The organism is Haladaptatus sp. W1, assembly GCF_001723155.1.
GTDB classification, from domain to species: domain Archaea; phylum Halobacteriota; class Halobacteria; order Halobacteriales; family Haladaptataceae; genus Haladaptatus; species Haladaptatus paucihalophilus.
Genome location: NZ_MEIH01000308.1, coordinates 23,768 through 40,144 on the forward strand (window position 1 = coordinate 23,768; position 16,377 = coordinate 40,144).

Consider the following 16,377-nt stretch of genomic DNA (forward strand, 5'->3'; position numbering starts at 1 on the left):
TGCTGTTGCTATCCGTGTGATGAGTACTCTTGTAGCACGCGAGAACCCTACTCCAATACGGGTCGATAAGCCACCTCGGTTTCGACTAAATTCACCATCGTCTAACTAACCCTTCTCCATTCTCTCCGAAATCACAGAACAGGTGATATACAATTTCATGGGTGATTTCTGGATCGATCATAATTGGTTACGGATCACAGTGGTGTTCATCACTAACTCTCTATGCTCTCTAAGACCTACTTCATCGCCTCTTGATTTTGACAACTATATTATATCTAAGAATTTAACTCTATATTAAAGATGGTATCTTCCCTCCTATTTAGCAAGCCCGTTCACAACCTCATATCCTATTCGACGTGGCCACCAAGCTCCTCCGAAATCTCACTCGTCAGATCGGGGTCGAGCGGTTCCATAACCGCAAGCATATCCGCTGGCTTCCGCTCCTGAACAAACTCGTCTCTCTCCACGTACTTCCTCATCTCCGTTTGGCAGAGTACACTCTGACGTCTCTCATTCTACTGGTTTTTGAGCTTGTATGGAGTTAGTATCATATCCTAACCCAAGGTCTCGCCATTTCTGATTGCTCTCCTGAACCCCGTCACTATGAGGGCCACCCATCAATGTCTACTTACTGTGTGTCTCCATGCTTGACGTGGTCGTCGTTGAGGGCCTGTCGTTGCCACCGACTCCAAGAGTACCGAGACAGCCTGCGAAGACGAGATGCAGTATCAAGTCGAAATCGGGGAGGGGGCGATACATACTGGAGATGGTTGCTCTGTTTAATTCAACGCAAATGGGGACGAACGATGTCTGACGACGAATGAAAACACACCGAACCGAATTGTTCCGAACTGTCCTGACTGAATGTTCAACGCCGATCGATTCCGACTGCACCCGATCAACCGGATGTCTGGGTGAAAAACGCTGGACAATTCCTGCAGGAAGATGCGGGTGACCGGATCGCCGGTCACATCGTTGACTTCGTTGATCGAACGCCGTAACGTCCCCTGTGTACGCGGCAGTGTTCGGTGTTACCTTATTACCATGGAACCCAGAACATAGAAGACGATTCCATTAGAAACTGCTAGTTAGGTTCTTTATAGTCCTAAGATGTATCCCCAATCATTGCCCTCTCACCTCAAGAGAAATATTTCGAGAGAATTGTTCATTGAGTATCTCTGGCTAGCTCCGGCTCTTTTCATTGCAACCCTGACGTATTATAGCTATTTAGCTACGCACCAATATCCAGCATTCGGTGGTGGCTTATTCCTTTCAATGGCAGAACAGATTGCAAAGCACGGATACCAATTCCCTCGAATAGTGCCCCAGTACACAGCAAACGGAGTTCCGTTTGCTTATCCACCGTTGATGTTCTACTGTCTTGCCGTTCTTCATGGCATCTTCCATGTAGATCTCTTCACACTGACGCGCTATCTTCCAGGAGTAATTACTATCGCGAGTTTACTCCCATTTTACTTGTTTAGCAAAGAACTGCTTCAATCCCCTCAACGGGCAGGATTAGCGAGTTTTATCCTTGCGACCACACCAGTGTTCATTCGATGGCACTTTTCGGCTGGTGGTGTTGTTCGAGCGCCCGCCTTCCTGTTCTCACTCGCTGGATTATATACAGCATTGCGCCTATGTAAAACGACATCATGGCGATGGATCCCACCAACTATCTTATGGTTTACATTAACCGCACTTACTCATCCAGAGTACACTCTCTTTCTGAGTGTGAGCATTATTGTCTTTACTAGCGTGTATGCTCGGACAATTCGCGGATTCACATATAGCGCTCTCATCGCGGTTTGTGGATTCTTCTTGACTGCTCCCTGGTGGGGGAGGATTATTTCGATCTATAGTATCGATAATATCGTCTCGGCATCGAGCACCCATGGTGGTTTTGGGGCGGAATTAATTTCCTGTCAGACCTCATTCTCACTACGTCTCATTCCACCACAACTATCTCAACACAACCACACCTATACGGTATCGTATTGCCTTCCTTGTGGTACGCGATTCCGATTATCGGTATTGTTTATCTCATCTACTCTCATCGTTTTTTCCTCCCGGGATGGCTCCTTCTTGTCGGTGTAATCACCGGGGAGCTCCGATTTATTTTCACAATCGGATCACTAGTGACCACTGTATTCGTACTTGACGGAGTCATCCCCTGGATCACACAGCAGTTACAATTATCACTGTCTCGTCAACATGCTCTTACCGCGGTATTATTGATCCTCGCTATTCTCGGAGGGAACATCATGACACTGTATGCTTCCGGCGCCGTTACGGATTATGGGGGTAGTAATTCGATGCCATCGTTCGTCGACGAACAAGACTACGCGGCAATGCAATGGACACAACGGAACATCAACCAGTCCTCGGAATTTATTGTCATCGGCGATGCTGCGGAGTGGTTCCCCTATTTGGCAAATCGGACAAACGTCGTTGGACCGTGGGGGTAGAGTGGGAACGGAGTCCGGTAGCCTATCAGTGGCAATATACGGCCTATCAACGGCTTTCAACGACAACATCCGTTACAGACTTTAACCAGAAAATCGCCTTGACTTCTACGGATCCGGACTATATCTATATTCCAAGGGGAGGATACACCGTATACGGACGGAAGTACCATCAACAGCGGTCCTTCATGACGGAATTGTATCGTTCGGACGAATATCGCCGTGTATACCGAAATCGAGGAGTTGTCATCTTTGAACGTGCGACGAACTCATCTACGTAGATAGGACTCCGATTTTTCCGATTCGAGATACGCCATAGTCCACGGTGAGATTCAGGAATAGCTCACTGCTCGATCGGTCAGCGGTGTTAGTCAAATATCCGCATAAGATATTGGGTCGTTCGATCGATATCCCATGTGGAGGTGAACCTTTTAATTGCACTCGTTAGTTTTGCCCACGCTTCTGGAGCGATCGCTAGCCCATGACTCATCGATGGGACGTTCGTTTCGCTACCGCGAAACCGAATGGTTTGCTGACGGAAGAATGGATCTAGTGCTTCTTTTGACACGTCTCTTCTCGCTGGAATGGCACCGCGCAACTGTGTGAATCTCTTTTGGGTGTCGTGAGACCCAATAAATCGAAAAAATTTGGACGCACCCTCGTTTGATCGGCTGACTTTCGGATATGGAAACAGGGTCAGACTTAGTAGGAAGTTGTCCTGGGTACCGGGAAATGCCATATGGCCCCAATCTGTTCCAAAGCGGAACTCATCATTGGTGATGAGTTCCTTGGCGGTCCAGTCTCCCTGATAGAAAAACGCAGTGTCTCCATTTTGAAACCGTTTCGCTGCTTGGTGCCAGCTGAGTGGCATGACTGTATCGAAGGACGGTTTGCAATACTGCTTGACCGATTCGAGCGAACTCCTTACCGCATTCTTGTTGGATTGTATTTTCCCCTTTACGATAGATCGCTGAGTTTGAACTCCGAACTCGCTTACTAGCATTGATTCCCATAGTTCCAAGGTTGACCAGAAAGTTTTCGTCGCGTGCACTATACCGTCTGCTTCGCTATCTTCTTCGACAGTTTCCACAGCGTCCAGCAGCGTTTGTGGGTCGTCTATCGATTTTGGATTAATTCCATTATCTTCCAATATATCAATATTGTAAAATAAGTTGTTGAGCCGGTGAATACTAAATGGGACAGCAACGTACGATCGATCTACCTTCGACAGTTGCCTTACGATCGGTGAAAACGACTCCCAGCCTGTCTTGCCAGACCAAAAATCTTCACGGATCTGTGTAAGCGCCCCTGCATCGACATACGTCTGAAGATTTTTACCACCCCATGTCTGCCACGAGCTGGGAATGTCCTCGTCAATGATTCGCTTTTTAACTGTCGTTTGCAAATCGCCACCTGCTCGTCCATTAATGATCTGATCATCTACTTTCAGGTCTGGGTGACGCTGCTGGAAGTTATCGAAAAGGACGTGAGCAGCATCCTTTTCGAGAGAGGTTGACCATGAATGTAGAATGTCAAGTGACGTCGATTGAGTTTGTTGCTTTTCTGTAGCTGTTGGTACCCGATTTTGTTCCCGAAGACTAGAGCAACCCGCAAGACTACTTACCCCTAAACCGGTAAGAATTGATTTGAGATAGAAACGACGTGATTGCATAGTAGCCATGTTGTCGTAGCCTTTCTTCCGTCTTATATCGTCTGATCTCGGGATTAATATCCTCTTGCACTTGGTTGTTGTCGAGAACGGACTCGGTAGTACTCTCTCACTCACCAGCTTGTGCAGCTCTTTGGGTCATTAATGTGTAATCAACCGCTCACTATTGAATTCTAGTGCCACTAATCCAGTAACATCAAACGAAATTGTGACGTTCGACGTCGATACCCCCGGACGCGTTGAAGTCACCACCGAGAGCCACGAGAACCCTGCAGATCACCAATACGTCGTCTCCATCGACGACGTGACCAACGCACTGATGGCCTGTACGTGTCCGCACCACGTCCACCGTAATGCTGTCTGCAAACACATGCCAGCCGTCGATAATACAACTGACGACGGAACGCTTGACGCCTTCTCATCAGGGGACAACGACGAAGATACCGACCCCGAAGACTGCGACTGTGACGGCCTCGGTGGCTTCCCGTGCTGGCCCTGCGTAAGAACCGGACGTAAGGAACTGCCGAACGAACCACCGCTTCAGTCTTTTTCAGCCATATTCTGCCAATTGATGACCTCAGATGATTCCGATCAACTGAATATGTCACATCTAAATGGAATTGATTTCCCAGTATCTTTTTAATATTGGCGAAGATGATAGAAGCCTGTCTGGTTTCCCGTATCGATTTCCGTTTCCTACAAGGTCCTCAAAGGGCAATGAGTGAACATGGTAGATCTGATTACTGTCGGAGGATTGCTTCTTGCACTCTTCCTCGTTATCATGAACGGGATATTTGTAGCCGCAGAATTCGCTTTCGTCAAAATACGACCAACTCAGGTGAAGACACTTGTAGAACGGGGTAAACCCGGTGCAACCCTCGTGCAAGGCGCCATCCAGAATTTAGACGATTATCTCGCTGTCAGTCAGCTTGGGATTACTCTCTCCTCATTAGGTCTCGGATGGGTCGGAGAACCTGCCGTGGCAGCACTCATTGAACCCATTCTTGGACAAATCCTTCCTGCCGACGTGATTCATTTTGTCGCATTCGCACTCGGATTCGGCTTTATCACTTTCCTTCATGTCGTCTTCGGTGAACTCGCACCAAAGACATTCGCTATTCAAGAGGCTGCACGTATCTCGCTGCTTGTTGCTCCTCTTATGAAATTCTTCTACTACGTGTTTAAGCCTGGGATCATCGTCTTCAACGGTACTGCGAACTATTTTACCCGACTCCTGGGTATCTCCCCAGCCTCTGAAAGTGAGGAAACCCATTCCGAAGAGGAAATCCGGATGATTCTCACTCGATCAGAGGAAACGGGGCACATCGATCTTGACGAAGTCGAGATGATTGAAAGCGTCTTCGAACTTGGGGACACCATCGCTCGCGAGGTCATGATCCCACGCCCTGATGTAGAAACTGTGGTCGCTTCGATGCCCCTTTCAGAACTTCGGTCAGTTGCCGCCAATGGGACCTATACGCGATATCTTGTACTCGATGAAGAGGGCGAACATCCAGTCGGATTCACCCACGCAAAGGACATCCTCCGAGCAATCGAAACGGAAACGAATCAAGATGACTCTCTCACGGCTCGTGACCTCGCACGAGACGTGCTTGTAGTCCCGGAAACGAGGCGGATCGATGAGATCCTTGCGGAGTTTCAGACGCACGGGGGCGGGCAGATGGCAGTTGTGATCGACGAATGGGGAGTTTTTGAGGGAATCGTAACCATTGAGGACATTCTCGAAGAGATTGTGGGTGATATCCGAGACGAATTCGACACAGCACCTCAAGAACCATTCATCGAGACGCGAGATGATGGAACATACATCGTCGATGGGAGTGCCCTTATCCAAGAAGTAAACAGCTGGCTGGATACTGAATTCGAGGCTGAAACTGTGGAGACGATCGGGGGGTTCGTTTTCAGCAATTTAGGGCAAGCACCCAAGGTCGGTGACCAGATTGAACAGGGAGGATATATTTTCAAAGTGGCTGCTATTGATGACGCTCGTATTACCCGTCTTGAAATCCAACAAGTTCAATCAACTGGAGAGATGAATGACGAGTAAGATGTTCACATGAGTAGTATGACTTAATCGTATGATCGTAGAGTTGCCGCGAATCTGCCTCTCTTTGATATCATTCGGACTGGGAGGCCTCCCGCGTCTCACTTTGTGTCTACTGACTCTACGGGTCGTGTCTTGATAGTATTACACACACCGAAAGAAAGCTAATCAAATTATGAGTTACCAGCAACTGTAATCACCGGAACTGGAGCAGAACGCACGGTGGTTTCGGCAACACTGCCGAGCAGTATTCGATCGATTCCCTGTCGTCCAGTCGTCCCCATAATGACAGCGTGAATATCATTTGGTTCGATGGTGCTCTGTATCTCCGTAGCAGGGGATCCTGATCCGATATGACCGATTACGTCTGTAAGACCACGTGTTTTAGCCTCGGTTACGATCTGGTCAACCGCTTTTGTTGCAACTTGTTCTAGTTCCTCCGTCAAAAGTTCCGATCGGATATCGGGGCCTAGCGAAGCGTCATCGACCACCGATAGAACATGGACGGTAGCGTTGAGGGATTTCGCGAGTTCGAGTCCATGATCGGCAGCGGTCGTTGCTTCCGCGCTTCCATCTGTAGGGATGAGGAGGTTTTTATACGGAAATTCCAATTGTTCGTCTGGTTTCATCCGAGCGGTTAGCACGGGAACCGGAGAGAGACGGACGACTTTTTCGCTCACACTTCCGTGAAGATACCGTGACACACCTCCGCGAGCATGGGAAGGAACTACAATTAAATCATGATTATATCGCTCAGCATAGTCTACAATGGTCGGCGCAGGATTCCCTTGGACTACGTCAGTAGTGTACTCGACACCAAGCGAATTCAGGGTCTTCCCTGCCTCCTCAACGACTTTTTCTCCCTCTTGTACCAATGTGTCGACGACCGTATTTTCGACGACAGCGACACTGTCCCGTGTTGTATCGGCCACGAACAGGAGTCGAACGGTCGCGCTTGTCCATGTGGCAATTTCACCAACATGGTGAAGGATTTCCGCTGCGTCGTCATTTCCATCGACCGGTAACAGGATGTTTTCATACATGGTCCTATATGCCAGTATACGAGCGGCCGTTTCTAAGGTATTTCCTCGATATCCCTCCAGCAGTCCGAGCCGTTTCTGAGAGAGTTATTTTACTCATCACGAAACTTATGCCGTGATCAAAACATAACGAATCGTGAGCCGTCGAACTGTCCTAGCCGGGCTTTCTATTGGTCTTACAGGCTGTCTCGGACGAGAAGCAGATAGACTACAACCAGGGAAAGCAGAGAAAACAGAACCAGAGACGACAACGCACTCCAATGTAACACCGTCTACCGTTTCGCCGCCATCAAACGGAGAAGTGAATGGACTCACCACAAAATTGGTCGTGGTTGATGGCCAAATGCCAGCCCCAGACGAGTCAGTCTCGGCTACCACCAACTGTGATACGAAAACGACGGAATTGACCGGGTGGTTTCGTCCACCAACTGGCTGTCACGAGATGGTTCTCAAATCATTAGAGTATGACCAAACCGAGGACAGAGCGACGATTGTCCTTTCGAGTAAGTGGGGAGAATCACGATTACCAGATGAAGTAGACTGCGGTGGAGTTGCGTTCAAATACAAAATAACACTCACTTCAGAGACAGCCATGCCTGGGGCGATACGGGTCGTTTACCAGACTCAAGACGGTGAACAAGCGAATGCATTTCGTCTACAGACGGACCCGTGTTGAAAAATCGACTAGACACACAGTATCTCTCTTAGTCCGATCGCGAACGGAACACAGCAAGATATGACACGATTGACTCCCTGATTCCCGCCTTACTGTCCGAGCCATCCGCAATACGCGCTCGTCGTTGCTGTCGAAATTGCTGCAATGCAGCTCCAGCGAAACAGACTAAGATGAACTGGAGATACAACTCGCCCAACGATCCCACACTCCCAATCAGCTGAGATGTGACTTGTGAATCCCGCTCAAAGGTAGAGTAGAGGGCAAGAGCTGCAATGGCACGGCCAATAAGGAGCCCACTGTCCCCTGTGAACAGAAGCACTTTGAAGAACTCTGGATACTCCTCGGTGAGATCGAAGCCTTGGCCCAGCCAGTATCCAAAAACAAAGATAAGAATGGGCGAGAGGACAAACGAGAGTATTCCTAACAGAATAAAGTGGCTGTGACTTGTTCACCGACTGAATTCCCGATTGTGATGAACCACCACGGAAACAAGTTCCACGAACCTTCGACAACTCAACCAATAGCAAGTCCGCTTCCCACTTGAAGGAACCAAAATGCACCAAGAAGAGCTGTAAAGAACGGTATTGTTTTTGAGCGAGAAGTGACTTTCATAGATTGAAAACTATTGGCAGTGGGTATAGGTTTTGTCCTGTGACTAACAAGAACCTCGGTCGTCTGAGCTCCCTGACGGTTCCACCTCGTTGGTCCGAAGAGAATACTGGTCAAGCAACTCATCAATCTTCACCCGAATCTTCAGCATTCGCTCTTGTGCTGCCAATTCCTCCATCACTGCACTCTGTGACCGCTCGAATGACGCATTTCCAGTTTTGATCTCACGGTAGTACCTCGCTAGTACGCTGCCATCCCATCCGTCTTTGGCCTGAACGCTACAGTCAGGTGTCCACCACTTTTCCCAATCTGGATGGGATTCCCCGGAAACGACCTCTGTTCGTCGTACACTATTCCGAGACTTCGATTGACCCTTCAAGCGTTCGAACCGGATAAGGCATGTCGATTGCCTCGGCGTCAAGCCGCTCTTTCACTGCTTGCACTAACTCTGATCGAATTCGTGTAACGTTCCCTCGCCCCGGCTCACCGATCCAGAACCGAGTTTGCAGGCCGACATACGAATCAGCGAGTTCAGTCACCCGAATATCGGGTTCTGGGTCCGCAAGAATCTCGTCGTGCTGTCGCGCTTCGTCGAGAATTACCTCTTTCGCATGATCGATATCGTCATCGTAGCCGATTCCAAAGACGAATTTCTGCCGAAGTTTATCATAGGCCACTGGATTCTTCACCGCATCATTCGCTAAATCACCATTCGGCACAGTAATCCGCTCATTATCGAACGTTCGAACTCGTGTCACACGCAAATCGATGTCCTCGACCTGTCCCTCGCCGCCACTCCATTCGATCCAATCACCGATCGTGAACGGACGGTCTTTGAGAATGAAAATTCCAGCAACGAAGTTGCCAAGAAGTTCCTGTGCGGCAAACCCGATCGCGAGGACAATCGCACCGGCGAATACACCGAACGCGGCAATGACGCCGCCAAAGCCAGCAACCGTGAACGCAAGAGCGATAGCAAGTACCCAAACAAGGATTCCTGCCACATTCTCGGCCAAACTCCGAACAGCTGGATGGTGCCCTTGTTCTTTCAGTACTCGTGTGAGCAGTGGAATGAGGACGCTCCGCCCGATCAGATATACGACGACGAGTGTTACAAGGAACAGTATAGCGGGGATCACGTAATTGCTGACGATGGATGAGGTCGTGAGTGTGTTACTCGCTTGCAATGGGACCATCGAACCGCTGGCCAGCACAAAATTCAGTACCATAATTCAAATCGGAAATCAGAGGGGCGTCTAATGAACGTTTTGCCCACACTATTTTGCTTTCTCATCGCTGTTTTCGTTCCACCGTACTCGAATTTCGTATCGCTTGCCATCGTCCGTTTTCGATATCTCCTCAATCAACTCGACTGTGGCAGGTCGCTCCGTGATTGAGGTCAAGAACGATTCATCTGCTGGCACTTCTATCGGTTCTATTCGCTCATAGCGTCCGAACACTCGCTCGCGAATGAGGAGAACATACCGAGCAGCTTCATCGCGGTTGAGTGGTCGTTGCCGTGTTTTCGTCTGTTCATTTGCTGTTTCTGTTCGGTGTGAAAGGACTGCATTCAGCACTGCCCCGATAAGCAATACTAGCCCACTGAAATAGAGCCACGTGACCAAGAGAAGTACCGCACCGAGAACACCCGAGGCACTTGACCCAACCACTTGCACATAGATCTGAAACAACCCTTGGAGTGCTGTCCATCCCACTGCCGCAAATACCGTCCCAGGCAAAACCCCGCGTGGTGTGGTCTCGACACTAGGAAAGAGATAATACATCGGGAAAAATGCGATGGCGAGTGCCACTATCAACACGAGTGGATTGAGCAGTTTGATGAATGGGACTGCAGGAAAGAGGGCAAGGAGTGCGCCTGCAACAATTGTTGCAATCACCGCAAACCCAATCGTAAACAGGACGATAAGCCCATCACGTACTTGATCGAGAATGGATTCATCGGTTTCAGCTGCATAAATCTCGGAGAAGGCAGTATGCAATCCACGGAAGATCTTCAGTGCCCCCCATGTGAGCGTTAGAATCCCTACAATGGACGCACTCGCTCGTCCTTGTTCACTTTCGAGAGTAGTTTTAGCGAGATCACCAATCGCGGGAGAAAGGGATTTTGCGAAACTGATCACCTGAGTTTGCACGTTATTGCTGCCGATCGCTGCAAACGCTAGAAATGCAAGAAGCAAGAGGGGTAGAAGAGAGATGAATGCATGGTATGCGATACTCCCTGCAAGAAACGTTACCCGCTTTTCCTGTATTTCAGTTCGAACCGACTGAGCGACTGTGATACCGTTTTGAATAGATGAGAACATAATCAATAGCAGTGGATTACTCTCAAGGTTCTACCGACCACATACAATTCCTCTCCTACTCAGGTTTCCAGTCCAATTTAATCGTCACTGATTCGCGACTCCCACGGAGTACCGATGACGATTCTCGAGTGCCGATTTCGTAGCCTACCGAGTCTGCTGGTGAGAGCGTCACCGTTTTATTGCCGACATCGATATCGGCGTCTCCACCTTTTCGAAGTTCATGTGCAATTGCTTGCAATCGATCAGCGGCTTCTTCTCGCGAGATTTTCTCCTCGTTGAGTATTTTTTCGGACATCGAGAGTAGCTATCTCAAATCGCACGGATAGATGTTTTGGGCAAGGAGTTCGGGTGAAACGGATTATTGTATGCTATGGCTCAACCTCGAACTAGCCTATAGATTCATGCATGAGCAGTCGAACTATTTTTGTTGTGACTCGTGCGCAGCAAATAATCGATTATCTGAGGATTCAGGATTCGCTCCGATACACTCGGGTTTACACGTAAAGTTTCTGCCCAAGAATATGCTGCAGCAGAGTATTTCCATCCATTTATTGATCAGAGGCTTTTTACAAACCTGTTGAATGTCCCGTATACGCCAGAAACAATCGATGCACTGAGCGAGGCAATTGAAAATCGAAAAATCCAGCAGTCGTTCTTGATCTCTTTTGCTGGAGAGACCACCGAGCGAGACGCTCTTCCTCAGGCAGCTGATTTTCTGTTAAACCTACAAGGAATTCATATCGCGGTTGTCTTTGCTGTTATCAACGATGAAATTCAGTTTAGTGCACGACCGACCCAGCGACCCACGTTGATGAATTGCTGGACCACACGTTTGGTTCGATGGGAAGCTTGGGAGGGCATCGTCAAATGGCTGTGGGTGTGTCCCTCTATTCAAAGACGACGAAAATCATGAGCAGATAATCGAGATTGCAACCTCTCTCATCACCAATCGCCTGTTCCACGAACTCACAGAGCCCGAATGATTACTGAGAAAACCCGCACACAGAACCTGATAAGCAAGGTACTCGAAGGCTATCGCGCCCTCGACACCACCGGAACAGCTTAGTAGAACAGACAGCAGGCGAAACACGTTCAAGTGCGTAGTTAACCGAACGCAAGTTCTCCCTGTCTCCAGAATTCGGAAGGTTCTGGTGTGTGAACAAGACGCGAAGCGTCTTCTAAAGGCCGTAAAAGGTAGAGTATCCTCGCTATCACATGTACGACTGATAGCACAAACTCCCGTGAATAAGTGGAAGGCAACTACTGAGACGGGGTACGTACCTCTTGCTCAAAATATGCAGACTTCGGAATAGGGACGAAGAAGTGAAGCATAGGCTAGTGAATAATTGCAGGTTGGTCAGAATCACCTCGGAGCGGGGTTCAAGGATTTTATATAGGTTCCAGCAACGTTGATTTAGAGAGAGACCAATGGTATCAGTGCTAACCGTCGCCGGGGTAGTCGTCGCCGTCTTCGTTGGGTTCAATATCGGTGGCTCATCGACGGGTGTAGCGTTCGGTCCAGCAGTCGGCTCACGTCTCCTTCGAAAGGCGACCGCAGCAGCCTTGTTCGTTGGCTTTGGCTTTCTCGGAGCATGGACCGTCGGTCGGAACGTCATCGCGACGATGAGCAGCAGTATCGTACCGGCAACCCAATTCACGCCTGCCGCGAGCGTCGCTGTCTTGTTCTTCACCGGCGCGTCACTCCTCATTTCAAATCTCTACGGCGTTCCAGCTTCGACTTCAATGACAGCCGTTGGCGCCATCGTTGGACTTGGCCTCGCGTCGAACACACTCAATCAGGCACTGATGTTTACTATCGTCTCAGCATGGATCATCGCACCGCTAATCAGCCTCGGCATCGGAATCGTGGTCGGGCGTTACATCTACCCGTATCTGGATCGCTATGTCGCGTTCACAAAGTTCGATCTCCACTTCATCCAACTCGACCGCTCTGGGACGATTCCTCGACTCTACCTGAATCCGAACGCGACACGACAGGACATCCTCGGATCACTCTCGGTGGTTGTCATTGGGTGTTACATGGCGTTTTCGGCGGGGGCGTCAAACGCGGCGAACGCTGTAGCCCCCCTCGTTGGCGAAGGGGGGTCGCTCGCCGTCAATCAGGGCGTCTTGCTCGCGGTGGGGGCCTTCGGTCTGGGTAGTTTCACCATCGCCCGTCGCACGCTGGAGACGGTCGGAGACGATATTACGGAGCTACCAATCCTCGCTTCACTGATTGTCTCGATAGTTGGTGGCACAGTCATCACGATTCTGTCCTACCTCGGAATCCCGGCGAGCCTCGCAGTAAGTACGACATCGGCGATTATTGGACTCGGATGGGGTCGAGCAAGCCGAGCGGCGACACTCGTAGAGTTTGCGACGCCGGAACGTGAACATCCGGATTTAGAGGTCTCGACAGGAGCACTGGTCACCTCCCGTGCTGAAGATATGCCTGCAAGTCCAACGATCGGCGATATTGCCCGTCACGAGGAACCGGCAGAAAAGCCGGAGGAACTGCCAGACGTGCCTGACGTGGGTACGGAAGGGCCGGCGGATCTCGATCAGCGGAGTCTGTTCGACTCAACGGCGGCCAAACGTATCGTTACAATGTGGGTGTTGACGCCCTCGCTAGCGGTTGTTGCCTCCTATCCGGTATTTGTATTTCTGCTGTGAACGTCGCTTAACTAATATCGTGTAAAATATATAGTATATTCATTATCCCTCTGGAATCCATTAGATAACCACCTGCGGATTCAACTTCCCCGTCCTAGCTCACCTTGCTCCTGAAACTCCTGGAGTCGCTGCTGTACTGGCCGCTGGTTCATCCCAATCGTTTCTGCAACCCACCGAGCGGTCACAGCCGAAAACTCGGACGCACGAATCACTCGAAGAACATCGTCATCAGTAATCCGAGCTAGTAGCTCCTTTTCAACTATTCTGCCACTGTTATTTTGTAGTATTATTCCATCTAATCACATGTGCACCATAAACAATTATGTATAGTACATATGGGAATATCGGGGACAAATCTACACCGCTGGACGCCATACAGACTGTATGAGTATTATCGCCGAGTTCACCATCGATTCCAACGAGTTCATGTTCGGTGCGTCAATGGGGAAAAATCCCAAACACGACAATTGAACTTGAGCGTATCGTCCCGACGTCAGACGCTGTCATGCCGTTCTTCTGGGTTGAAAGCGATGACTTTCCTCGATTCGAGACACAAGTTCGTGAGAACCACCATATCGATGAGCTCGTCGAACTCGATCGCATCAACGGGAGTCGACTGTACCGAGCAATGTGGTCTGAGGAAGTCGATTCACCTCGGGGATTTCCTGAAGGCTCTAATAGTGCTACCTGATCGAGACAAACTGCACCCAACGGTTGTCGCTGCTACACATGGCTTGGATTTACTAGTCACGGCTTTTGAGTAGGAGTTTTGAAACGCCTTCAGCGACACCCCTTGAGGCAGGAGGTTCGACGCTTGCATAGGCAGGCAGATAATCCTTTGATGTTCATCCGTTTATCACACACGGAATTACGAATGTCCTCGTACGCTCGTGCTCCCATTTGGGGGACGTTAGAACTAAAGAACGGCCGTGTAGAGTCTCCTTTGTCGCGTTGGTAGTGCGTGCAATATTTCACATTGGACATGTCCTTCCGAATAAAATTTAGGGATAGTATGAAACGGTCTTCCACCAATTCGACTCAGCAGGATGTAACGCTTGATCTGATATTTGACGCACTGTCACAGCAGAGGCGGCGTCAAATACTCTCAAAGGTCGCTAGAAACAATCCACGCGACGAGGACGAATTCAATGGTGAGGATGAGGATCCAGAACAATCGCTTGCCAGTAACTTCCACACCCATCTCCCAAAACTGGACGATGCTGGATTTATCGAGTGGGATCAAGAAGATGGGACTGTTATGCGTGGCCCCCGTTTTGAGGCGATTGAACCCCTTCTTGAACTGATGGACGAACATGAAGATGAATTGCCTGACGATTGGCCATAGTATCGGTCAGTACACTAATTAATTCGCTAGATCAATCGAAATTGTCTGAGAGTGGCATTTCTTTCATCAAACCACGACGAGTGTGAGAGCGGGACAAACAGAACTACCGTACAACCACTGCTTCAGCCCTTCTTATCCATGGCTCGCCAACTGACGGTCTTGGATAGCACCGACCAGCGAACGCTCACAGAATGTGCGGATGCACCGACTGACGGTCCTCCTGAAACACCAACCGCCCTACTTGACCGGGTACAACTGCACGTAGCCGATGTCTCTGCCGAACACTTACCCCATTTGTCGATTGAAACGATTGAGCGGTAAATCTCGAAGCGTGAGCTGTGACTGGCAGCGGTCACGAAGTACGATATAGAAACGGACGAAAATGTGTGGACAAGCCATCAGAGGGGCTACTCGAGTGAAATTCACTGATGGACTTCAGCTGTGATATTGATACTCTCTTAATACAGCTACATAGTGAACATTCGTGTTTTTCATCAACCGCCAGAGAATGTTTATAACTACCGTCCGTAGCACTGATGGAGCTCTCACGAGGGGGTTGACTGTGGGGCTTCAGAAAGAGAAACACAATGGGAGAGAGCAATGCCAATACTTCAGGTGACGACCAGAGTAGAGCAACAGGGCCATCCATCACTGTCCGCATTCAGGAAGCGATTGCGGCACGAAAACATTCTGAATGGAGTGACTGCCCGCCGCTGTACGACGTTATCGACCCAGATGCACTCGATAGATTATTTGCACCTACACAGACAGGAACCGAACGCCATGGAACTGTGACCTTTTACTACTGTGATTATCAAGTAACGGTCAACGGCGATAGAACGGTTGATCTCGATCCAATCAACTCAGACGAGAGCTGATCTTATATCGCTATTTCTTAGCCTAAGGGTGGTTCTTAGTCTACCCTGAAAGTAGATGGTGGAATTCGCGATTACTCCTTCTCTGGAGTGATGGTTAAATAATCTCCTAACTGATGATTGCGTAACTGAGTCGGATCGACGGTATGGCTATCAGGGTCGTAGTCCACCAGGCCAGCATCGTCGAGACGAGGTAGATGATTGTGGTGAAGTCCGATCACCACCCGCTCCATGACATCCTGATCGGCGGCGTCAATCCCGTCTTCTCGCTCTACAACCCTCCTGGCTAGTTCCTCGAGTTCGACAGTGGTGATGATCCCAGTGAGTATATCGAGAACTAGACGGCGTCGCTCCACCGCAAGCAAGCTATGAAGATCGCTTGCAGTCAATTCATCTGTACTCGAATTTTCAGCCGTCATGTTGTTTGAGTTGTGGGACATTGAGATCACTCCGATTCGGGCAGCATCAGTTAGCGTGTATTTGATGAATGAACTTGGTCACCGTAAGGAGACGCTAGAATCAATTAGGTTCTTCTCACCGGGATGGTGGAATGGCCTCTGAATTAGTACGGCAATTTTTGTTGATGATTTTGTTCGGGATGCACATCCGTCCATATTGGTACTCTCGACAGAATGA

The 16,377-nt window shown here is 49.4% G+C and carries 12 protein-coding genes; 5 read left to right on the forward strand and 7 right to left on the reverse strand.

Features of this window, described 5'->3' with window-relative positions:
- Nucleotides 1-347 precede the first annotated feature (347 nt).
- Together BG842_RS32565 and BG842_RS15710 are read right to left on the reverse strand one after the other, a co-directional pair.
- A complete protein-coding gene (locus BG842_RS32565) occupies nucleotides 348-479 on the reverse strand; it encodes a hypothetical protein (RefSeq protein WP_256388538.1) in 132 nt (43 codons plus the stop codon).
- 2,353 nt (nucleotides 480-2,832) lie between these two features.
- Complete coding sequence (locus BG842_RS15710) at nucleotides 2,833-4,146, reverse strand: ABC transporter substrate-binding protein (RefSeq protein ID WP_083252566.1); 1,314 nt, start codon at nucleotides 4,144-4,146, stop codon at nucleotides 2,833-2,835.
- 196 nt (nucleotides 4,147-4,342) lie between these two features.
- Here BG842_RS15710 and BG842_RS31795 point away from each other — a divergent pair, with 196 nt between their 5' ends.
- Complete coding sequence (locus tag BG842_RS31795) at nucleotides 4,343-4,777, forward strand: hypothetical protein (RefSeq protein WP_083252567.1); 435 nt, start codon at nucleotides 4,343-4,345, stop codon at nucleotides 4,775-4,777.
- A gap of 84 nt (nucleotides 4,778-4,861) precedes the next feature.
- Nucleotides 4,862-6,202 (forward strand): hemolysin family protein, encoded by a 1,341-nt coding sequence (locus BG842_RS15715; RefSeq protein WP_069451530.1) that lies wholly within the window; start codon nucleotides 4,862-4,864, stop codon nucleotides 6,200-6,202.
- 170 nt (nucleotides 6,203-6,372) lie between these two features.
- Here BG842_RS15715 and BG842_RS15720 read toward each other — a convergent pair whose 3' ends face one another.
- From BG842_RS15720 to BG842_RS27710, 4 genes are all read right to left on the reverse strand, one after another.
- On the reverse strand, nucleotides 6,373-7,242 hold the full coding sequence (locus BG842_RS15720; protein WP_069451479.1) for a universal stress protein: 870 nt from the start codon (nucleotides 7,240-7,242) through the stop codon (nucleotides 6,373-6,375).
- Nucleotides 7,243-8,874: 1,632 nt separating this feature from the next.
- Nucleotides 8,875-9,720 carry a mechanosensitive ion channel family protein gene (locus BG842_RS15730; protein WP_069451531.1) on the reverse strand — a complete coding sequence of 282 codons (846 nt, stop codon included), beginning with the start codon at nucleotides 9,718-9,720 and terminating at the stop codon, nucleotides 8,875-8,877.
- An 81-nt stretch (nucleotides 9,721-9,801) separates the two neighbouring features.
- Nucleotides 9,802-10,848, reverse strand: coding sequence for a YihY/virulence factor BrkB family protein (locus BG842_RS31800; protein ID WP_069451481.1), 1,047 nt, complete (start codon nucleotides 10,846-10,848; stop codon nucleotides 9,802-9,804).
- 55 nt (nucleotides 10,849-10,903) lie between these two features.
- Nucleotides 10,904-11,143: an amphi-Trp domain-containing protein gene (locus BG842_RS27710; protein ID WP_083252568.1), complete on the reverse strand. Its 240-nt coding sequence runs from the start codon at nucleotides 11,141-11,143 to the stop codon at nucleotides 10,904-10,906.
- Between the two features lie 1,133 nt (nucleotides 11,144-12,276).
- Between BG842_RS27710 and BG842_RS15740 the strand changes: the two genes are divergently transcribed.
- From BG842_RS15740 to BG842_RS28965, 3 genes are all read left to right on the forward strand, one after another.
- Nucleotides 12,277-13,521 (forward strand): inorganic phosphate transporter, encoded by a 1,245-nt coding sequence (locus BG842_RS15740; RefSeq protein WP_069451482.1) that lies wholly within the window; start codon nucleotides 12,277-12,279, stop codon nucleotides 13,519-13,521.
- A gap of 1,012 nt (nucleotides 13,522-14,533) precedes the next feature.
- Entirely contained in the window at nucleotides 14,534-14,866 is a 333-nt protein-coding gene (locus BG842_RS27715) for an ArsR family transcriptional regulator (RefSeq protein ID WP_254663233.1), read from the forward strand.
- Nucleotides 14,867-15,453: 587 nt separating this feature from the next.
- Entirely contained in the window at nucleotides 15,454-15,744 is a 291-nt protein-coding gene (locus tag BG842_RS28965) for a HalOD1 output domain-containing protein (protein ID WP_139136143.1), read from the forward strand.
- 71 nt (nucleotides 15,745-15,815) lie between these two features.
- Here the strand turns inward: BG842_RS28965 and BG842_RS15750 are convergent, their stop codons facing one another.
- Nucleotides 15,816-16,160 carry a hypothetical protein gene (locus BG842_RS15750; RefSeq protein ID WP_139136144.1) on the reverse strand — a complete coding sequence of 115 codons (345 nt, stop codon included), beginning with the start codon at nucleotides 16,158-16,160 and terminating at the stop codon, nucleotides 15,816-15,818.
- Nucleotides 16,161-16,377 lie beyond the last annotated feature (217 nt).